21 protein-coding genes are annotated in these 20,146 nt (G+C 68.8%); 10 read left to right on the forward strand and 11 right to left on the reverse strand.

Features of this window, described 5'->3' with window-relative positions; all coding sequences use genetic code 11:
* The first annotated feature begins 2 nt into the window (after window positions 1–2).
* A complete protein-coding gene (locus tag QE449_RS15335) occupies window positions 3–647 on the forward strand; it encodes a class I SAM-dependent methyltransferase (RefSeq protein ID WP_307109734.1) in 645 nt (214 codons plus the stop codon).
* Here the strand turns inward: QE449_RS15335 and QE449_RS15340 are convergent.
* Genes QE449_RS15340 through QE449_RS15350 form a run of 3 tightly spaced genes read right to left on the reverse strand, consistent with a single transcriptional unit; the run spans window position 623 to window position 3,700 of the window.
* A complete protein-coding gene (locus tag QE449_RS15340; protein ID WP_307109079.1) occupies window positions 623–1,720 on the reverse strand; it encodes a prenyltransferase in 1,098 nt (365 codons plus the stop codon). The two genes, QE449_RS15335 and QE449_RS15340, sit on opposite strands and share 25 nt — an antisense overlap.
* Complete coding sequence (locus QE449_RS15345; RefSeq protein WP_027503960.1) at window positions 1,707–2,459, reverse strand: class I SAM-dependent methyltransferase; 753 nt, start codon at window positions 2,457–2,459, stop codon at window positions 1,707–1,709. Before QE449_RS15345 ends, QE449_RS15340 begins: the two co-directional genes overlap by 14 nt.
* Complete coding sequence (locus QE449_RS15350) at window positions 2,453–3,700, reverse strand: glycosyltransferase family 4 protein (protein WP_056447340.1); 1,248 nt, start codon at window positions 3,698–3,700, stop codon at window positions 2,453–2,455. Before QE449_RS15350 ends, QE449_RS15345 begins: the two co-directional genes overlap by 7 nt.
* A gap of 173 nt (window positions 3,701–3,873) precedes the next feature.
* Here QE449_RS15350 and QE449_RS15355 point away from each other — a divergent pair, with 173 nt between their 5' ends.
* Window positions 3,874–4,353 (forward strand): SRPBCC family protein, encoded by a 480-nt coding sequence (locus QE449_RS15355; protein WP_027503962.1) that lies wholly within the window; start codon window positions 3,874–3,876, stop codon window positions 4,351–4,353.
* Between the two features lie 8 nt (window positions 4,354–4,361).
* Here QE449_RS15355 and QE449_RS15360 read toward each other — a convergent pair whose 3' ends face one another.
* The 4 genes from QE449_RS15360 to QE449_RS15375 are packed head-to-tail and all read right to left on the reverse strand — an operon-like array spanning window position 4,362 to window position 8,873.
* Window positions 4,362–6,455 (reverse strand): xanthine dehydrogenase family protein molybdopterin-binding subunit, encoded by a 2,094-nt coding sequence (locus QE449_RS15360; RefSeq protein ID WP_307109080.1) that lies wholly within the window; start codon window positions 6,453–6,455, stop codon window positions 4,362–4,364.
* Window positions 6,452–7,471 carry a xanthine dehydrogenase family protein subunit M gene (locus QE449_RS15365; RefSeq protein ID WP_307109081.1) on the reverse strand — a complete coding sequence of 340 codons (1,020 nt, stop codon included), beginning with the start codon at window positions 7,469–7,471 and terminating at the stop codon, window positions 6,452–6,454. The genes QE449_RS15360 and QE449_RS15365 overlap by 4 nt, the downstream gene beginning before the upstream one ends.
* Window positions 7,468–8,025: a 2Fe-2S iron-sulfur cluster-binding protein gene (locus QE449_RS15370; RefSeq protein ID WP_307109082.1), complete on the reverse strand. Its 558-nt coding sequence runs from the start codon at window positions 8,023–8,025 to the stop codon at window positions 7,468–7,470. Before QE449_RS15370 ends, QE449_RS15365 begins: the two co-directional genes overlap by 4 nt.
* A 50-nt stretch (window positions 8,026–8,075) precedes the next feature.
* Window positions 8,076–8,873: a PIG-L family deacetylase gene (locus QE449_RS15375; RefSeq protein ID WP_222638212.1), complete on the reverse strand. Its 798-nt coding sequence runs from the start codon at window positions 8,871–8,873 to the stop codon at window positions 8,076–8,078.
* 118 nt (window positions 8,874–8,991) lie between these two features.
* Between QE449_RS15375 and QE449_RS15380 the strand changes: the two genes are divergently transcribed.
* The 5 genes from QE449_RS15380 to QE449_RS15400 all read left to right on the forward strand — a co-directional run bounded on the left by QE449_RS15380 (window position 8,992) and on the right by QE449_RS15400 (window position 13,367).
* Window positions 8,992–9,327, forward strand: coding sequence for a DUF3140 domain-containing protein (locus QE449_RS15380; RefSeq protein ID WP_307109083.1), 336 nt, complete (start codon window positions 8,992–8,994; stop codon window positions 9,325–9,327).
* Between the two features lie 278 nt (window positions 9,328–9,605).
* Complete coding sequence (locus tag QE449_RS15385; RefSeq protein ID WP_307109084.1) at window positions 9,606–10,844, forward strand: glycosyltransferase; 1,239 nt, start codon at window positions 9,606–9,608, stop codon at window positions 10,842–10,844.
* 185 nt (window positions 10,845–11,029) lie between these two features.
* The gene (locus QE449_RS15390) at window positions 11,030–11,422 is read left to right on the forward strand and encodes an STAS domain-containing protein (protein WP_051612937.1); all 393 of its coding nucleotides are present in this window, start codon (window positions 11,030–11,032) and stop codon (window positions 11,420–11,422) included.
* The gene (locus QE449_RS15395; protein ID WP_204866650.1) at window positions 11,419–11,928 is read left to right on the forward strand and encodes an ATP-binding protein; all 510 of its coding nucleotides are present in this window, start codon (window positions 11,419–11,421) and stop codon (window positions 11,926–11,928) included. Before QE449_RS15390 ends, QE449_RS15395 begins: the two co-directional genes overlap by 4 nt.
* An 89-nt stretch (window positions 11,929–12,017) precedes the next feature.
* Window positions 12,018–13,367 (forward strand): PP2C family protein-serine/threonine phosphatase, encoded by a 1,350-nt coding sequence (locus tag QE449_RS15400; RefSeq protein ID WP_307109085.1) that lies wholly within the window; start codon window positions 12,018–12,020, stop codon window positions 13,365–13,367.
* Here QE449_RS15400 and QE449_RS15405 read toward each other — a convergent pair.
* Window positions 13,347–13,898 (reverse strand): CinA family protein, encoded by a 552-nt coding sequence (locus tag QE449_RS15405; RefSeq protein ID WP_081821031.1) that lies wholly within the window; start codon window positions 13,896–13,898, stop codon window positions 13,347–13,349. The two genes, QE449_RS15400 and QE449_RS15405, sit on opposite strands and share 21 nt — an antisense overlap.
* A gap of 108 nt (window positions 13,899–14,006) precedes the next feature.
* On the opposite strand from QE449_RS15405, the gene nadE reads away from it, so the two are divergent.
* Window positions 14,007–14,831 carry an ammonia-dependent NAD(+) synthetase gene (gene nadE / locus QE449_RS15410; RefSeq protein WP_027503969.1) on the forward strand — a complete coding sequence of 275 codons (825 nt, stop codon included), beginning with the start codon at window positions 14,007–14,009 and terminating at the stop codon, window positions 14,829–14,831.
* A 343-nt stretch (window positions 14,832–15,174) separates the two neighbouring features.
* On the opposite strand, the gene QE449_RS15415 is transcribed toward nadE, so the two are convergent.
* Window positions 15,175–16,149: a ferritin-like domain-containing protein gene (locus QE449_RS15415; protein WP_307109086.1), complete on the reverse strand. Its 975-nt coding sequence runs from the start codon at window positions 16,147–16,149 to the stop codon at window positions 15,175–15,177.
* 154 nt (window positions 16,150–16,303) lie between these two features.
* On the opposite strand from QE449_RS15415, the gene QE449_RS15420 reads away from it, so the two are divergent.
* Entirely contained in the window at window positions 16,304–16,558 is a 255-nt protein-coding gene (locus tag QE449_RS15420; protein ID WP_027503971.1) for a hypothetical protein, read from the forward strand.
* Between the two features lie 130 nt (window positions 16,559–16,688).
* Here the strand turns inward: QE449_RS15420 and QE449_RS15425 are convergent, their stop codons facing one another.
* Window positions 16,689–17,156 (reverse strand): NUDIX domain-containing protein, encoded by a 468-nt coding sequence (locus QE449_RS15425; protein WP_307109087.1) that lies wholly within the window; start codon window positions 17,154–17,156, stop codon window positions 16,689–16,691.
* Between the two features lie 98 nt (window positions 17,157–17,254).
* On the opposite strand from QE449_RS15425, the gene QE449_RS15430 reads away from it, so the two are divergent.
* Window positions 17,255–18,913, forward strand: a complete 1,659-nt coding sequence (locus tag QE449_RS15430) for a catalase (protein ID WP_222638228.1) — start codon at window positions 17,255–17,257, stop codon at window positions 18,911–18,913.
* Window positions 18,914–19,166: 253 nt separating this feature from the next.
* On the opposite strand, the gene QE449_RS15435 is transcribed toward QE449_RS15430, so the two are convergent.
* A complete protein-coding gene (locus QE449_RS15435) occupies window positions 19,167–20,078 on the reverse strand; it encodes a manganese catalase family protein (RefSeq protein ID WP_307095137.1) in 912 nt (303 codons plus the stop codon).
* Between the last annotated feature and the right edge of the window lie 68 nt (window positions 20,079–20,146).

The following is a 20,146-nucleotide window of genomic DNA, read 5'->3' on the forward strand; positions in this document are numbered from 1 at the left end:
TCATGCCCGACGACCTGCGCGAGTTCGCCGAGGCGGCAACAGGATTCATGCCCGCCGACGAGGGACTCGCGCTCTTCGACGCCGCCGCCGAGTTCCTGGGCGACGGCGTGGTGGTGGAGATCGGCACCTACTGCGGCAAGTCGACCGTGTACCTCGGCGCCGCGGCGCGCGCCACGGGCGGCCGTGTGGTCACCGTCGACCACCACCACGGATCCGAGGAGCACCAGGTCGGCTGGGAGTACCACGACACCACGCTCGTCGACCCGGCCACCGGTGCGCTGGACACTCTCGGACGATTCCGCCGCACCCTGGCGGGGGCGGGCCTCGAGGACGTCGTCGTCGCCGTCGTCGGCCGTTCCGGCGACGTCGCCGCGCTGTGGAAGCATCCCGTCGACGTGCTGTTCATCGACGGCGGCCACACCGACGAGGCGGCCACGGTCGATTTCCAGGGGTGGGCGCCGTGGGTCGCGGTCGGAGGCGCCCTGCTCATCCACGACGTGTTCCCGGATCCGGCGGACGGCGGGCAGGCCCCGTACCGCATCTACCGGCGCGCCCTCGACAGCGGCATGTTCACCGAGAACCGCGTGGTCGGCTCACTGCGAGTGCTGGTGCGGACCTCGGGTCAGCCGGGCACGCTCGCCGGGTAGGACTCCCCCGCGCAGCCGCAGCTGCGATGCGCACCGGAGAGCCCGACGGGCAGATCGTCCCCCCGGAAGATGCCGGATCCGGCACTGGACCGGGACAGGGCGTCGGCCGCCAGAATCATGGCTCCGGTGGTCCACGTCGTCCTCTCGACGGGCCACCGCTTGCCGTCCGCGTAGACCAGCCCGGTCCAGTACGACCCGTCGTCCTCCCGCAGGTGCTGCATGCTTCCGAGCAGGTCCGTCGCCACGTCGACCCGGTCCATCGCGTCGAGAGTCAGAACCAGCTCACACGTTTCGGCACCGGTGACCCACGGTCGGTCGTCGACACAGCGGATGCCGAGCCCCTCCACGACGAAGTCCGACCACCGGTCGTCGATGCGCCGCCCGGCCGCCGGTCCGCGCACGGCGCCGCCCAGGATCGGGTAGTACCAGTCCATGGAGTACGACGGCTTCGGCGTGAAAGCCGAGAGGTGATGCCGCAGAACATGACCCAACCGGCCGACGGCGACCTCCCAGTCCGGCTGCGGGTCGCCGATGTACGCCGCGAGGGCCAGCGCGCACCGCAGACTGTGGTGGATGCTGGCGTTCCCGGTGAGCAGGGCCTCGGCACGCGATCCGTTCGGCCCTGCGGCCCAGGCGATCTCGCCGCGGTCGGTCTGCAGACCGAGGACGAAGTCGACGGCGCGGCGCACGGTGGGCCACAGGGCCAGGGCGAAGTTGTCGTCGCCGGTGACGAGGAAGTGGTGCCACACTCCCACCGCGATGTACGCGCAGAAGTTGGTGTCGGCGCCGGCGTCCTCCACGACGTCGCCGCGCAGCCGGATCGGCCAGGTGCCGTCGCTGCGCTGCGTGCGCCGCGACCACTCGTACGCGGCGTCGGCCTCCTCGACGAGGCCCGCGGCGCTGAGCGCCATGGCCGATTCGACGTGGTCCCACGGGTCGAGGTGCCCGCCCTCGGACCACGGAATCGCCCCGGACCGGACCTGGACGGCGGCGATGCTGCGCGCACTGGCGAGACACTGCTCGGCGGACAGGATTCCGGGAATCGACGGCGTCACGTGATCAGTGAGCGCCACGTCCGGCCCCCGGTCCGCCGATCCCGGTCTCCGGCTTGCGCAGGTAGATCACCACGGACTTGCCGATGACGGGATTCAGGACCTGCTCGAGCACTCGGGTGGTGCGCGGGGCCTTCATCATGTCCCACACCAGCATCGAGTGATAGCCGCGCACCAGCGGGTGATCGTCGTTCCGCACCCCGACCGCGCACTTGAGCCACCAGTACGGAGCGTGCAGTGCGTGCGCGTGGTGGGTGTGCGTGACCTCGAGGCCCGCCGCGGTGAGTGACGCCGCCAACTCACTCGCACGGTAGATCCGGACGTGGCCACCCTCGTTCGCGTGGTACTCGTCGGAGAGGGACCAGCAGACCCGCTCGGGCAACCAGCGCGGGACACTCACCGCCACCGTGCCGCCGGGGCGCACCACGCGCGCGATCTCGGCGATGGCCGACGCGTCGTCCGGCACGTGCTCGAGCATCTCGGACACGATCACCCCGTCGAACCACTCGTCCGGGAACGGCAGGGACAACGCGTCGCCGACGACCGTCTCCGCCGTGGCGGACTCCGGTACCTGCTTCTCCTCGGCCATCGCGCCGAACATGACCTTGACCTCGTCGAGTTCGTCCGCGTTCTGGTCGAAGGCGGTGACATGGGCCCCGCGGCGGTACAACTCGTAGGAGTGGCGCCCCTGGCCGCACCCGATGTCGATGACGCGATCGCCCGCACCGAAGCCGAGCCGGTCGAAGTCCATCGTCAGCATGTCGTCTCTCGATTCCCTCGTCCACGGCGATCGGCGATCGCCTTCTCGTACTCCGCGACGGTCGCGGCGGCCACCGCCGGCCAGCCGTAGGTCTGCGTGGCCCGTTCCCGCCCGCGCTCGCCCATGGCGCGTCGGCGGGGCTCGTCGTCCAGCGCGCGCATCAGGGCCCGCGCCAGGGCGTCGCTGTCACCGGGAGGTACCAGATCGGCGCAGAGCCCGTCGGGCCCCACGACCTCGGGGATCGCCCCGGTGCGGCTCACCACGAGGGGGGTCGCGCAGGCCATGGCCTCGATGGTCGGGAGCGAGAAGCCCTCGTACAGCGACGGCACGCAGGCCACGTCGGCCGACGCCAGCACGCGCGCCAGTTCGGCGTCGTCGAGACCGCTCCGCGTCCGCACGATGTCGTCGATACCGAGATCGTCGATCAACGTCCGGGTCGGCCCTGCGGGGTCCACCTTCGACACCAGTTCGAGTTCGACATCCCGCTCGGTGCGCATCTTCGCGACCGCCTCGAGAAGGTGCCGCACACCCTTGAGGGCGACGTCGGCACTCGCGACGGCGACGATGCGGCCGGGAACTCGCGGCGCCGCGCCGGGGGTGAACACGGTGGTGTCGACCCCGAGCGGGACCACCGTCACCGCACCCGGAGCGACCCCGAACGCGTCCACGATGTCCACCGCGGACGAGCGGGACACGGTCAGCAACCGCGGGATCCGGCGCGCCACCCGCCGCTGCATGGTGAGGAAGCCGTACCAGCGCCGCACGGTGATCCGTCGTCGCCACGGCGCCGCCGCGAGGTCGAGGGCACGGTCGCGGGTGATGGGGTGATGAATGGTGGCCACGAGCGGCAACGGGATGCGCAGCAATCCGTAGCTCAGCGACTGGTTGTCGTGCACCACGTCGAACTCGTCGGCTCGCGCGCGCAGCAGACGAGCGGCGCGCGCCCCGAACGTGCGGGGCTCCGGGAACCCGGCCGTCCACATGGTCAGCACCTCGGACACGTCGACCAGGTCTCGGATCTCGGAGGGCCGCGGGGTGCGGAACGGATCGTCGTCTCGATAGAGGTCGAGGCTCGGTACTCGCGTGAGCCGCACCCGCGGGTCGAGATCGGGATAGGGCTGACCGGAGAACACCTCGACCTCGTGCCCCTCGTCCACCAGCGCTCGACTCAGACGCGCGACGTAGACACCCTGACCGCCGACGTGGGGCTTGCTCCGGTAGGACAGCAGAGCGATACGCACGTGGGTCCCCCGAGCTGTCGCGGCAGTGTGATGGCAGACACCCTCGCCGCGGTGGAACCGGCGATCATGTCCCGATGTGTCTACCACCTTCCGTTCTTCTCGAATCCACACGACCGACGACCAGCACTGATTCACACTGGACCTCCCCGCCACCCGAGATCGAGGAGACGACGATGACCGGAACCGGCGACAGGGCGCTGCACATCCATTCACCGGCGGGTCTGCCGTTCATCGATGTCCGGCGCGAGTTCGACGCACCCGTGTCCGCGGTCTTCCGGGCGCACGCGGAGCCCGAACTGGTGTCCCGCTGGCTCGGTCCCGCCGGCTACGAGATGTCGGTCGAGGAGTACGACTTCCGCGGCGGTGGCCGGTACCGCTACGTCCACCGTGATCCCGGCGGTGCGGAGTACGCGTTCCACGGCGTGTTCCACACGGTGCGGACGAACGAGTTCGCCGTGCAGACCTTCGAGTACGAGGGCTTCCCCGACGTGGTGAGCATCGAGTTCCTCACGTTCGTCGACCTGGGTGACCGCTGCCGGCTGGAGGGCCACTCGGTGTACCCGACACTGGAGGCGCGGGACTCGATGGCAGCGAGCGGCATGGAGAAGGGCATGCGGGAGGGCTACGAGCGCCTGGACGATCTGCTGGGCTGACCGGGTGGTCACAGGCGCAGCGCGGGGTCCATCCGCTCGATCAGGGTGTCGAGAGTGATGGGCAGGTCTCGCACCCGGACACCGCACGCGTGGAACACCGCGTTGGCGATGGCAGCAGGCGACCCCACGATGCCGATCTCGCCGATCCCCTTGCTGCCCATCGGGTTCAGATCGTCGTCGTGCTCCTCGACCCAGATCGCCTCGATGTCGGCGACGTCGGCGTCCACCGGGACGTGGTACTCCGCGAGGTCGGCGTTGAGGAAGCCGCCGTGTCGTCGATCCACGATGCTCTCCTCCATGAGTGCCATGCCGATACCGAACACCATGCCGCCCAGGAGCTGTGACCGAGCCAACCGAGGGTTCAGCACACGGCCCACGGAGAAGACGCCCAGCATCCGCGTCACGCGGACCTCCCCCGTGTCGACGTCGACGTGCACCTCGGCGAAATGGGCGCCGAACGCCTGCCGCGCCAGCGCCGCACGCTCCTCGAGGTCGTCGGTGGTGTCCGCGGTGGCCGTCGCACCCGGTGCGAGGTCTCCGTCCGCGCGCAGCGCACGACAGGCCTTGGTCACCGCCCAGCCCCACGACGAGGTACCCGAGGACCCGCCTGCGCCGGGCGCCGTGGGCAGCGCACTGTCCCCGACGTGGATGTGGACCCGGTCCAGCGCGACCTCGAGCGCGTCGGCGGCGATCTGGGCGAGCACCGTTCGTGCGCCGGTACCGATGTCCGACGCGGCGACGGACACGTCGACCGTCCCGTCGTCACGGACGGTCGCCCGCGCCGTGCTCGGCGACGTCATCGCGGGGTAGGTCGCCATCGCGACACCGGTCCCGACGAGGGTGCGTCCGTCTCGGCGTATCGCGGGCCGCGGGTCACGACCGGCCCAACCGAAGCGCCGCGCGCCCTCCTCGAAGACGGCGCGGACGGTACGTGAGCTGTAGGTCTGCCCGTCCGCGGGATCGACCGACGGCTCGTTCCGCAGCCGCAACTCGACGGGGTCCGTTCCGAGCGCGTGGGCCAGTTCGTCCACCGCGCACTCCAGAGCGAACATGCCGGGCGCCTCACCGGGAGCGCGCATCCAGCGCGGTGTCCCGACGTCCAGCGCGACCGCGCGATGCGTGGTCGAGACGTCGTCGATGTCGTACACGTGGCGACTGCCCTCGGACGTCTGCTCCACGAACTCCATCACGGTGGAGGTCTGCTGGAGCGAATCGTGCAGCAACGCCGTCATCGAGCCGTCCGCGTCCGCCGACAGTCGGACCCGCTGGATCGTCGGCGTCCGGTAGCCGACGAAGTCGAAGGTCGACCGGCGTGGAACCGGAAACGAGACCGGTCGACCCACGACGGACGACGCCATGGCCGCGACGACCGCGTTCGGTCGCGTGCTCCCTTTCGATCCGAAGCCGCCGCCCACGTGCCGGGCGATGACGCGCACGGCGTCCGAGTCGACGCCGAAGAGCTCGGCGAGATCTCCGGCCACGCCGGACGGCGCCTGCGTCGAGTCCCAGACCGTGAGGGTCGACCGGTCCTCGCTCCACGCGGCGATCGACGCGTGCGGCTCCATGGGCGCATTGTGTTCGGGCGGCGTCGTGTAGCGGACGTCGACGCGCACCGCGGACTCCTCGAAGCGCCGCTCCGGTTCCCCGGTGACGACATCGGTGTCGAAGCCCGCGTTCACCTGCTCGGGTGCGTAGATGCCCGGGTGATGCTCCCGTAATTCGTTGTCGCACTGGCGACTCTCGTACGTGACGTCCAGAACGGAGGCCGCACACGTCGCCTGCTCCGACGTCTCCGCCACGACCACGGCGACGATCTGCCCGCGGTAGGCGACGACATCGGACTGGAGCACCTGCAACTCGCCGTCCCCGGCGGACCCGAGCGTCGGAGCGTTACCGTGCCACAGCACGGCGAGGACACCCGGAAGCGTCAGCGCCGAGGCACGATCCACGTCCAGCACACGCCCCGCCGGAACGGCGGCGCCGACGATCGCCGCGTGCGCTGGTTCTCCACCGACGTCCCGGTACTCCGCCGCGTACCGGGCGGCTCCGGTGACCTTGTCGCGGCCCTCGAGCCGCTCGACCGGTGTTCCCGTGACGGTCATCGGGTGGCCGCCTCGTCCGCGGCCGCGTCGGCGAGGGACGTCACGGTGGAGGCCACCGTCGACGCGAGGAGTGACAACTTGTAGTCGTTGTCGGGGAACGTGTGTGCCGCGGCGAGCTCGCGCTCCATCGCAGCGATCACGCCGCTCCGGGACGGGATCGCCCCGAGCAGCTCGGACTCGGCGACCGTGGCCCGCCACGGCTTGTGAGCGGCTCCGCCCAGCGCGATGCGCACCGTGGTGAACACCCCGTTCTCCACGACCACGACGGCGGCGACGGACACCCTCGCGAAGGCGTAGGACGCACGGTCCCGCACCTTCCGGTAGGTCGAGCGCGCACCGGGTGGAAGCGGCGGTATATCGAGATGTGTCACCCACTCGTCCTGTCGCAGAGTCGAATCGCGTTCAGGTGCGGACTCGGGAAGCCGATGCAGATCGGCGAACCGGATCTCGCGCACTCCGTCGGTCCCGACGACGGTGACAGTGGGATCGAGCACCGCGAGACCCACGGCCATGTCCGAGGGATGGGTGGCGATGCAGTGCTGCGATGCGCCCAGCACCGCGGCGTTGCGCCGATCGCCGTCCAGGGCCGAACAGCCCGAGCCCGGTTCACGCTTGTTGCACGCTGTGTCGACGTTCATGAAGTACGGACAGCGGGTGCGCTGGAACAGGTTCCCGCCCGTGGTCGCCATGTTCCGCAGTTGACCGGACGCACCCGAGAGCACAGCGCGCGACAGGACGGGAAACCGCGAACGCACGACGGGGTCGGCGGCCAGATCGCTGTTGCGGACCAGGGCCCCGACACGAAGACCCGGCACCCCGCCGCCACTGCCGTCGTTCCACTCGATGTCCGCCAGGGCCAGACCCGTGATGTCGACGAGCCGGTCCGGGGTCTCGATTCCCAGCTTCATCAGATCCACGAGGTTGGTTCCGCCGGCCAGCACGCGGGTGGACCCCTCGGCGAGTGCGGACGCGATGGTCGACGCGTCGGCGGCACGGTCGTACGCGAATGTTCTCACTGTTCCGCGCCCGTCTCCATCGTCCGATCGGATCTGCCGTCGATGTTCTCTCGCACGGCATCGACGATGTTGGGGTAGGCGCCGCACCGACAGATGTTGCCGCTCATCCGTTCTCGGATGTCCGCGTCCGAGGCCGTCGGCACGCCGTCGAGGTCCTCGGTGACGGCGCTGGGCCATCCGTTCTTCACCTCGTCGAGCACGGCGACGGCAGAGCAGATCTGACCGGGGGTGCAGTAGCCGCACTGGAATGCGTCGTGCGCGAGGAACGACGCCTGCACGGGATGCAGGTCCTCGCCGTCGGCGAGCCCCTCGACGGTGGTGATGTCGTCGTCCTGTGCCGCGACGGCCAGCGTCAGGCAGCTGACCACGCGCCGACCACCGGACAGCACCGTGCACGATCCGCACTGACCGCGGTCGCACCCCTTCTTGGACCCGGTCAGCCCGAGCCTCTCACGCAGCGCGTCGAGGAGGGTCGTCCGGACGTCGCACTCGATCCGGTGCTCCTCGCCGTTGACCGTGAGGCGTACTCCGACATCTCCTGTGACGAGGCTCATGCTCCGGGCTACCCTGCGCTCCCGCCACCAAACCGCCCCCGGTGCCGGATTTACAGGGGCAGTGCGGTCTCCCGCACGGCGCCGGGCGCGTCGACCGGGGGCACGATGCGTCGGAACCACTCGGTGCCGAACGCGGACGCGAGATCCTCGTCCGACATGGGGATGAACGGGCCGAAGTCACCGATCTGCGACTCGTGCACCACCATCGCCGCACGCTTGGCGGCCAGGACACCGGACACGTCCACCGCGGTGGTGAGTTCCGACTCGGGCAGGCCGAACGCCTCGATGTCGAGCTGCGAGGCGTCCTCGTTCTCGCCCGGATCCCAGTTGGGGTTCGCCGTCATCATCTCGCGCATGCGGTCACGGTTCATCGTCGCCTCGTAGACGAACGGCACCTCGGCGATGACCGCGGCGCGCACCCCCACGTGGTGCACCTGCACGTGGTCGGGATGGCCGTAACCACCGTGCGAGTCGTAGACCGTCAGGACACGGGCCTGCTCCTCGACGAGAACGTCCGCGAGCCGCCGAGCGGCCTCCTCGACATCCACGTTGGCGAAGGCGTGCGGGTTCGTGTTGCCCTCGGTCCCGGCCATCCCCGAGTCCGCGTATCCCAGCACGACCACGCGCTGTGCCCCCAGCACCTCGGCCGAGCGCTCCAGTTCACGTTGCCGCCGATCGTGCAGCGACTCGCCCTCGGTCAACAGGCCGTCGGGCACCTCACCGAGCGCACCGTCCGTCGCCGTCACCAGCACCACTCGGTGGCCGGCGTCGGCCGCCGACCGCATGATCCCGCCGGTGCCGAACACCTCGTCGTCGGGATGGGCATGAAAGCACACCAACACACTCATCGGCAGATGGTCGCACGGGCGCGGTGCGCGGGCGCGGTCACGTCGGGTGTCGACCCGCCGCGTCGGTGCGCCGACAGATCGTGATTGTCGCCGTCGCTTCCGGGGAACGCGATGCGTCATGACGCAGAGGAACGAGACGGTGGACGACGTGTGGGACGACTGGAAGGACGCGGTCACCATGACCAGGAAGGAGCTCGAGGACTGGCTGACGACCGACGAGTCCCGCTCCGTCGGTGACTCGAAGGACGGTGAGTCGACGGGGCACGAGATGGGGCGGCGCATCACCTCGATCCTGGACACGAAGAAATCCGATCTCACGGACGACGACATCGCCGCGATGCGCAAGGTCGTCGGATACGTGCACCGACATCGCGCCCAGGGCCCCTCGAAGGACGTGGAGCACTCGCGGTGGCGCTACTCGCTGATGAACTGGGGACACGATCCGCTGAAGTGACACCCACGTCAGATGAGGAGCAGGCATTCGGAGCCGATCGGCGTTCGGATGTTTTCTTCTCTCGATTCGGGATATTCACGACCTAGCTCGTCGGCGTGTTCATCACTCACGGTGTTCGACGGCCCGCGTACTTCCGCCTGCTCTCGACATACCCGCGGGCCCGACGTTCTGTCCGATCCGGTCTCCAGCCGACCTCGACTTGCACCACCGACAGCAGCGAGACGTCGTTCAGTCACCAGCGACGACTCGGAACGCACGATCCGAGGGACGGATTCCTCATGCGCATCGCCATGGTGTCAGAACATGCAAGTCCGCTCGCCGCGCCCGGCGGTATCGACGCCGGGGGGCAGAACGTCCATGTCGGATGCCTCGCCGCCGCCCTCGTCGACCGCGGCCACGAGGTGTCTGTGTTCACCCGACGCGATTCGGGCGAGCAGCACGACGAGGTCGTCGTCAGTCAGGGCTACCGCGTCGTACATGTTCCGGCGGGTCCGCCCGAGCCGGTACCGAAGGACGAACTCCTTCTTCACACGGGTGACTTCACCTCTCAGCTGGCCGAGCACTGGACGCGAGACCGGCCCGACGTCGTCCACGCCCACTTCTGGATGTCCGGCCTCGCTACCCAACTCGCGGCGCGGCCGCTCGCGATTCCCACCGTGGTGACGTTCCATGCGCTCGGTGTGGTCGAACGCCGGCACCAGGGACCTCGGGACACGTCACCGCCGAGCCGGGCGAAGATGGAGCGGCTCGTCGCACGCGGAGCCGATCACGTCGTCGCGACGTGCTCGGACGAGGTCACCGAACTGGTCCGGATGGGCATACCGCGCCGACGGGTGTCGGTGGTGCCGTGCGGCGTAGACCTCGAGAAGTTCCAGCCGGCGCCGGTCAGCTCTCCCGGCCCCGCGCGACGGCGGCGGTTGGTCGCGGTCGGCCGTCTGGTGCCTCGCAAGGGTTTCGACCTGATGATCGCGGCTCTCGCGTCGATTCCGGACACCGACCTCATCATCGCCGGCGGCGAGCGCAGCGACGTCTCGGACGACGACGAGGCTCGACGCCTGAAGCAGATCGCGATCGCCCACGGTGTGGCCGACCGCGTCCGCCTGGTCGGGCAGGTCTCCCGTGAGGCGATGCCCGACCTTCTCCGCTCCGCCGACATCGTGGTCTGCACTCCCACGTACGAGCCGTTCGGCATCGTGCCGCTCGAGGCGATGGCGTGCGGGATCCCTGTGGTAGCCACCGCGGTCGGCGGTTTCCTCGACACCGTGATCGACGGTGTCACCGGCGTGCTGGTTCATCGCCGCACACCTGCCGCCGTCGCCGACGCCGTCCGTCGCCTGCTGAACGACGAGGGTCGACGCACCGGCTGCGGCATGTCGGCCGCCGATCGCGCTCGCGCCCGGTATTCGTGGGAGCAGATCGCCGTCGACACCGATCGGGTCTACCGGTCATTGCTTCCGGAGCCGACCTCCACCGACACCGCGGACGTATCGGGGGACGACCAGCTGGACCGGGTGTGAGGCCCTGTCACCAGCCCGCGACGAGAACGCGTCGGCCGTCCGTACCGATGCTGCTCATCGGGGCTCGATACCCTGGAAAAACCCCGTCAAACTCCCCACCCGGCGCTCGGAGCCGGTGTGGCATCGGTCGGACTCGGCTGCTTGAATGGCCTTTCTGGACCGAACACCGAAAGGCAGGACATCCGATGTCGATCGCCGAGAACACCACGGACGCATTCCGTGTCGACACCGAATGGCACGACGACGCAGCGATCCTGACAGTCGTGGGCGAACTCGATCTGGCCACCGCGCCGATTCTTCAGGACGCGGTGGACGCCGTACGGACCACGGCGTCGAGCGCGCTGATCATCGATCTGACGGGTGTCGATTTTCTCGCGTCCGCCGGTATGACCGTGCTGGTGACCTCGCATCAGGCGGTGGGCGACGACGTCGCCTTCGCCGTCGTCGCCCGCGGTGCGGCCACCGCTCGCCCCCTGCAGTTGGTCGGTCTCGACGAGACGTTCCCCGTGCTCGACACCCGCGAGGCGGCGCTCGCGGCCGTCACCACGTCCGGTTCGCCCGTCGACGACCTCGCATGAGCAGCGCTCCCGGTGTGAGGACCGGGCACGCGTGGGGTACTCCTCCCCTCGTGATCGACGACGCGACGACTGAGCACCACCAGCCCCCCACCCAGTTGTCCCTCACCGATCTCGACGCCGAACCGCAGCGCATCACCGACGCACGCGTCCGCTTCGGTGCGTGGTTGACGCACACGCCCTTCGACACGGCGCGGACGTACGACATCGTGCTCGCCGTCTACGAGGCGATGGCCAACGTCGTCGAGCACGCCTATGCCGCCACCACCGGTCGACGCGTCTTCGACCTCCAGGCCACCTACGACTCCGCGCGGCTCGAGGTCGCCGTCCGTGATCACGGAACGTGGTCCGACTCGTCGCCGGGGCCCCTCCGTGGCCGCGGTCTGCCGCTGATCGAGACCCTGTCGGACGACGTCACGCTGTCGTCCGCCGACTCGGGCACCACCGTGACCATGGCATGGGACGTGGCACCGACATCCGGCATCGACACCGACGATCAGGTCTCGTAGACTCGTACGCGATTGCTGAGGCTCCCCGTGAGTCTCTCCTCCTCCAGCCCCGGGGAGAGCATTACCGCTCTCGTCTCACCGGAGGCTTCGTGACTGCACTCTCGTCCCACGCGTTCGACTCCCCGCGCCGTGCCACGTCGAGAACGGCGATCGATGCCCTCGATCTCGGTCCCGACCTCGCGCAGGCCGCCGAGGCGGCACGCCTGGCCGCGTTGGCCCGGTACGACGTCGAGCACACCGCCGCCGACGGCGCCTTCGACCGCATCGCCCGCCTCGCGGCCCGCTGGTTCGACGCGCCGTACGCGTCCGTGTCCATCATCGATGCCGACCTGGTGCGGTTCACCGCCACCTACGGCGACGGGCTCCCGGACCACACCGAACGTCACGACGCCCTGTGCACGATGGCGATGACGCACGACGGGCCTTTCGTCGCGTCGGACACCCTGGCGAACCCGGCCACCGCCGGTAGTGCCTTCGTCCGCGGCGATCTCGGCATCCGCTTCTACGCCGGCGCCCCCATCGTGACCGCCGACGGCTTCCGGCTCGGCACGGTCAACGTCTACGACGTGGTGCCGCGCACGGTGTCCGACGATCGCGCGGACATCCTGATGGAACTGGCCGACATCGCGATGGACGAGTTCGAGTTGCGACTGTCGGCCGCGACCACCGTGCGCGCCGAGCGGGAACTCCGCACGCGCGCCGAGGCGGACTCCGCGATCATCGGTGACTACGCCGCCGTGCTGCAGCGCACGCTGCTCCCACCCTCCCTTCCCACCATCGAGGGTCTGACGCTCGCGTCGCACTACCACGCCTCGTCACCGCTGCAGGTCGGCGGCGACTTCTACGACGTCTTCGCGCTGGGCAAGGACCGGTGGGCGTTCTTCCTCGGCGACGTCCAGGGGCACGGCGCCGGCGCCGCGGCCGTCACCTCGCTGGTCCGCTACACCCTGCGGGCCGCGGCGCTGCACCACGACGATCCGACGGAGGGGCTCGCCGAGCTCAATCGACTGTTGTTGATGGACACCTCGCATCAGCGTTTCTGCACCGTGCTGTTCGGTGTGATCACCCCGGATCCTCGCGGCGGTTTCCGCGTCACACTGGCGACGGGCGGGCACCCGCCCGCCCTGCTCCTCGATCCCGCTCGCGGCGAGGTGCACGAGATCCGTTCCAGTACAGGCATGTTCGTCGGCGCTCTGCCGAACGCGACCTTCAGTGCGTGCAGTTTCCGGTTGCAGGAGGGGCAGACACTGCTGCTCTACACGGACGGCATCACCGAGGCACGTCCCGACGGGCGCACCATGTTCGGCGAGGACGGTCTCGCGCAGTTCACGCAGGCCCGCCTCGGACTGTCCACGACGAAGATGGTCGAGGATCTGGTCGCCCTCATCCCCGACCTCTCTCCGATCGACGACATCGCCCTACTCGCGCTGGGCGCCTGACCGGGCGTGGTCGCGCAGCAGACGTAGCGCGCGTTCGATGGTCGCGGCCAGGACGTCCTTCGGGTCGCCCTCGAAGACCACGCGCTCCGCGCTGGTCGTCCCGTGGTCGGCGATGCCGAACCAGACCGTTCCGGGTTCCACGTCCTCGTTCGTCTCCGGTCCCGCCTCACCGGTGACGGCCACGGCGAGATCCGCGCCGAGCGCCGACGCCGCTCCGCTCGCCATGGCCGTGGCGGCCTCCTCGCTCACCACGGGGCCGCGGGGTACCTGCAACAGCGAGTACTTCACCTCACTGGCGTAGGCGACGATCGACCCGCGGAACCACGTTCCGGACGACGACGCGCGGCCCAGGTTGGCAGCGATGTTCCCGGCGGTGAGCGACTCGGCGGTGGCGATACGGAGGTCGCGTTCGAGTGCGAGTTCCGCGATCTCCGAACAGAGCTCGGCGAGATCCTCGTCGGTGTCGACGCGCTGCTCCGGTTCGGCCGCCTCGCCCTCGATGAGTTCCTCGGTCTCGACGTGGTGAGACATGTGTCTTCCGTTTCCTCTCTCAGTGCTGCACGGACCGGTAGTCCTTCCCGCTCCGTCCGGTGACAAACATCCCCGGCACGCGCGGAGGATCGGCGCTAGCGTTGAGTCATGCCAAGCCTTCGCGACACCATTAGAACCGAACTCGAGGTCCGTCCGACCATCGATCCCGCAGCGGAGATCGACACGCGGGTGGGCTTTCTCGCCGACTACGCCGTCGCCACCCGAACTGCCGGCTTCGTACTCGGCATCAGTGGCGGACAGGACAGCACACTCGTGGGACGCCTGTGCCAGCTCGCCGCGGAACGCGTTCGCGCCGGCGGCGGCGACGCGACGTTCATGGCCGTACGACTCCCCTACGGTGAGCAGGCGGACGAGGCCGACGCGGCGATTGCGCTCGATTTCATCCGCCCCGACACCACGGTGACGGTGGACATCAAGCCGTCCGCGGACGGCGCAGGCGTGGCAGCTGCCACGGCCCTCGGAGTCGATCGACTGCGCGACTTCGTTCGCGGCAACATCAAGGCACGCGAGCGGATGGTCGCCCAGTACGCGCTCGCGGGCGAGCGGAACCTGCTCGTCGTCGGTACCGATCACGCTGCCGAGGCCGTGACGGGGTTCTTCACCAAGTACGGCGACGGCGGTGTGGACCTCACACCGCTGACCGGCCTGACCAAGCGCCAGGGTGCGGCCCTGCTGCGCGAGCTCGGTGCCCCGGAGAGCACGTGGAAGAAGGTACCCACGGCCGACCTCGAGGACGACCGGCCGGCGCTGCCCGACGAGGAGGCACTGGGTGTGACGTACGCCCAGATCGACGCCTACCTCGAAGGCGAGGACGTGCCCGACGAGGCCGCCGCCACCATCGAGAACTGGTTCGTCAAGACCCGGCACAAGCGCACCACTCCGGTCACCCCCAGTGAGACGTGGTGGCGCTGACCGTCTCGGTCGGTCGGTGTGATCCTGCTCCGAACGGGTAATCCCCCTCACAGCGCTCGAGAAGTGAGGCGTCGACGCATTCCGGTGTTTCGACAGGAGATGAACAGATGGACATCGACACGGTGGTCTGGACCGAGTCCGGTCCGCGGCAGGAATGGTGGGAGGCCGTGATGGCACAGTGCGGAACGGCGACTGCACGACCGGTTCCCCTCGACTCGGCACCCTCCCGCCGAGAACGACCGGGGCATGCCGACACCCCGACCAGGCGTGCGGGCTGACCGGACCGACGAACGACGAAGCCCCCGAGGATCGATGATCCTCGGGGGCTTCCGTGTGACGTGGATCAGGAGATGCCGACGATGTCCTTCGCCAGCGCTGCCAGACGAGTCTGCGCGCCGGAGACCACCGAGTGGCGGTTCTTGTTGCGCTCCTCGTAGGCGACCACGGTGCGCAGATCTGCCGGATCGGTCAGTTCCTTGATCTCGGCGACTGCTGCGGCGACGTTCAGACCGTCGTAGTCGGCGATGGGAAGTTCGTGCTCCTCGAGCGTCCCGCCGGCCGCACGGGTGCGGTGGATCGCGTCGGCGACACCGGTCGCGCCGCCGTCACGAGTGACCTCCTCGGCCGTCTCGAGTGCCGCGTCGCGGCTCGCGGTGACGGTGTCGACGGCCAGTTCGGTCGCGCGCTGGCCGCGGCCGATGAGGGTGGACACCTTCGCGGGAACGTCCTTCGCCGTGCCGACGACGCGGTCGACACCTCGCGACGACCAGGTGACCGGCGTGTTGATGAGACGCACGGCAGCACCGGTGGCGGCCTGGATCGGCGTGCGACGCAGTGCGGCCGGTCCACCGAGGGCGTCCTCGGCGAGGACGGTGGTGAGCCACTCGACGGTCGCCGTGTGGGCGGTCACGAGATCGTCTGCGAGCGACACGACGCCCGGCGTGGACGCGGTCGTGGCGAGAGCCTTGACGTAACGGGCGCGGTCGAGCAGCTGGTGCTCCAGCGCGAGATCGCCGAGAAGGGCCTCGTCGAACGGCTGCGCCTGCTCGCCGATGGCCTTGAGCAGCGCGGTGAGGCGCCCGACGACGGGTGCGACGACGCCGGGGAAGCCGCCGAGTTCACGAATGGCGGCATCGATGCGAGCAGCGCGATCGCGTCCGTTCGACGCGTTCTGCAGCAGTTCCTCGCGGACAGCTTCCGTCCGAGCCTGTGCGACGCGGGTCTCGGCCACCTGAACCTCGGTGTTGGTGAGCGCGAGCAGAGCGCGAAGCTGGGCGACGAGCGTCGCCCGTTCGGTGTGTGCGGTGGTGCTGACCATGTGATGTGCCCCCTGTGATGGAAGTTGAGTCTCGGTGCAAGAGCAGCCGGAACGACCGCTCCGTGTCATTCGGTGACAGATCGTGGTTACCCGCCGGTACAACGGGGAAAACGCAGTGTGACGAGGCACATTCCCCGCGATCGAAGGAGTTCTCATGGCCGACGAACTGGACGAGACGATGCTCGACTCCGTGCAGGAGAAGATCGACGAGGCCAAGCAAGCGGCGGGAGACATCCCCGAGCGGCGTGAGGGCGGGCCGGATCAGGACGATCTCCACGATTCCTCCGACGGTGCCGCCGAACAGACCGGCGACGCGGCGGAGGCGACACTCGACGAGTTCCGCAACGCCGACGGTGACCGTGACGAGGGCATGACCGAGGGCGGCGGCGGAGGTCAGGGCGCCGCCTGAGTGGGCTGAGCGATCCGTCTCATCACGTCGGCGACCAGTCCGCTCCGCGATGCGTCGACGGTCTGTGTGCAGAGATCCGCGTTCACCGCGGATCTCTGCACACAGGTTCTCCGCCCGCGCGACGTGCGCCTCAGAGCTGCTCGAGGTGGCGGTCGAGGGCGTCGAGAAGCGGAACCTGCCCGCTCAGCAGCCGACGCCGCGCGGACTCGCGATCACACCACTCCACGCGGTCGACCTCGGGAAACACCAGCCGTCGCCCCGATCTGGGTGGCCACTCCATCTCCACACTGTTGCTCACGGCGGTCGAGGGGTCGAGTTCGCCGCGCACGGCGAACGCACGAACCGACTTGGCTCTGGACTGCGCGACCGTGCCGAGATCGATCCAGTCCCCGTCGGGCACCGGGGACCCGAGTTCCTCCACGAACTCTCTGGCCGCCGCTGTGCGCGCATCCTCGGTGTCGGCGTCGTACTCGCCCTTCGGTATGGACCAGGCGCCGGCGTCCTTGCGCGCCCAGAAGGGTCCGCCGGGATGAGCCAGCAGCACCTCCAGCTCGCCCCCACCCCCGCGGAACAGCAGCACACCGGCACTCGTCCTCATTCCGGGATTCTGTCCGATCACGTTTTCTCGCGATCGTGTCGGGTACGCGGTCCGCTGCACGAAGCCTCCGTTCCACAGAGCAGTCAAGGAGCCGACACATGACAGACGTCGCGTCGCAAGGGTCGACACCGGCAGACGACCGGGACATCCTCACCAATCGTCAAGGGCATCCCGTCTACGACAACCAGAACCAGCGCACCGTGGGCTCACGCGGTCCGGCCACCCTCGAGAACTACCAGTTCCTCGAGAAGGTCAGCCATTTCGATCGCGAGCGCATCCCGGAGCGCGTCGTCCACGCCCGCGGAGCCGTCGCCTACGGCTATTTCGAGGCCACCGGGAAGTGGGGCGACGAACCCATCGAGCGGTACACCCGCGCGAAGCTGTTCGCCGAGGCCGGCAAGCGCACGGACCTTGCCGTCAGGTTCTCGACGGTGATCGGCGGGCGCGATTCGTCCGAGGCCGCGCGTGACCCCCGCGGCTTCGCGATCAAGTTCTACACCGAGGACGGCAACTGGGACCTCGTCGGAAACAACCTGGGCGTCTTCTTCATCCGTGACGCCATCAAGTTCCCCGACGTCATCCACTCGCTCAAGCCGGATCCGGTGACGTTCCGGCAGGAGCCCGCGCGCATCTTCGACTTCATGTCGCAGACGCCCGAGGCGACCCACATGCTCGTGAACCTGTTCTCCCCCCGCGGGATTCCGGCCAACTACCGGACGCAGCAGGGTTTCGGAGTGAACACCTACAAGTGGGTCGACGCCGAGGGCGAGACTCACCTGGTGAAGTACCACTGGATCCCGAAGGCGGGAGTCGCGTCGCTCACCGAGGCGGACGCCGCCGCGATCCAGGCGAACGATCTGGGCCATGCGAGCAAGGATCTGTACGAGCACATCGAGCGCGGCGATTTCCCTGAATGGGAACTGCGCGTGCAGGTGATGAGCGACGACGAGCATCCCGAGCTGAACTTCGACCCGCTCGACGACACGAAGGTGTGGCCGGAGAACGAGTTCCCGCCGAAGGTGGTGGGCCGCATGGTGCTGGACCGCAACGTCTCGAACCACTTCGCCGAGAACGAGCAGATCTCGTTCGGCACCGGTGTGCTCGTCGACGGCCTGGACTTCTCCGACGACAAGATGCTGGTCGGCCGGACCTTCTCGTACTCGGACACCCAGCGCTACCGCGTGGGGCCGAACTACCTGCAGCTGCCCGTCAACCAGGCGAAGAACGCGCGGGTGTCCACGAACCAGCAGGGCGGCCAGATGCAGTACTCGGTGGACAACACCGGCAGCAATCCGCACGTGAACTACGAGCCCTCCATCACGGGCGGTCTCCGTGAGGCCGAGTACCCGACGCACGACGAGCAGGGTCCGGAAATCCACGGCCGCCTCACCCGCAAGCGGATCGATCGCACCAACGACTACGAGCAGGCCGGTCAGCGGTACCAGCTGATGGACCAGTGGGAGAAGGACGACCTCGTGGCGAATCTCGTCGCGAACATCTCGGAGGCGACGCGCGAGGTGCAGGAGCGGATGGTCTGGCACTTCTTCATGGCCGACGACGAACTCGGCGCCCGCGTGGGAGAGGGGCTGGGCATCTCGGCCGACGACGTCCGCGGACTCGAACCGCTCGCATCGCAGACCCTGTCGGAGGAGGAGGACCGGCGGCGCGCGAATCTCGGGAAGAACGGCCCCCGCGACGTCGCCGACCTGCAGATGACGCACTGCGTCCCGAACGAACGCGCGACGACTGCCGGATGACGTCGTCATGACGCAGGTGTGGACAGCGTCACTCCGCGGGGTTATCGTCGGAGACGCAAGCCGAACAGGTCGTAGGACGAACTCGAGGCAGGTGGTGCGTATCAACGCGGTGACGACGAGACACGTGTTCATTCCGACGCGAGGACGATCACGCGGAGCCTGTTCTCCGGATCGACTCGCACCATCCACATCAACCTGACAGAACCCCGGCGCCGTATCGGCGCCGGGGTTCTTCGTCGTTCGGGTCGGCCGATCAGCCGGCGTCGGGGTCCAACGTCTCCTTGATCTTGCCCATGACGCCCTTCTCCGTGCCGAGAGCCGCGTTCGACGGTTCGCCGAGTCCACCGTCGTAGGTGGCGTAGAGCTTCGGGTCCGGCGGCGGTCCGCTCTGCTTGTTGCCCAGCGGCTGCGGATCGGCGAGGAACCTGTTCTCGTGGCGGCCGTCGGGTGCGGTGCCGTGCGCCCACCGGCCCTTGTCGGACTCGGTGCCGTCCGACAGATGCCACAGCGTGCTCGCGTGCTCGTCGTACTCCTCGTCGAACAGGTCGTTCGGCGCCACCACACCCTCCAGACCGTCCGCCTGCAACTCCTCGATGGCCGCGAGCCACATGTTCTGGTGATACGTGTCGCGGGCGAGGTTGAACTCGAGCATGTTCTTGACACCGGGATCGTCGGTCATGTGCCACAGGCGTGCGGTCTGCACGCGGCCCTGCGCCTCCGCCGCGACGTTGGCGCGGAAGTCCGCCAGCAGGTTGCCGCTGGCGACGATGAAGCGCCCGTTCCACGGGACACCGTTGCTGTCGGCGAGGGTGGGTCCGCCGCCGGACACGATGGCCTGCTGCGGATCCATCCCGCCCAGCACCGCGGCGACGACGGGATCGGCGGCAGCGTTCTTGGTGGACTCGGTGGCCGGTGCGCCCTCGAGGAGCCGCGCGACCATGGTCGCGATCATCTCCACGTGACCGATCTCCTCGGTCGCGATGTCCATGATGAGGTCCTTGTACTTGCCTTTCATGCGACAGTTCCATCCCTGGAACAGGTACTGCATCGTGACGGTCATCTCGCCGTACGCGCCGCCGATCAACTCTTGCAGCTTGCGGGCGTAGACGGGATCCGGCTTCTCCGGCTTCACGTCGAACTGGAGGTGGTCGGTGTGACGGAACATGAAGGCTCCCGACAGTGCTCGGGGGTCGTGCTCTTGTCGCGCCCCGGCTACCCGGAGGCGGACCCGAC

It is taken from the genome of Rhodococcus sp. SORGH_AS_0303 (genome assembly GCF_030819335.1).
GTDB lineage: Bacteria > Actinomycetota > Actinomycetes > Mycobacteriales > Mycobacteriaceae > Rhodococcoides.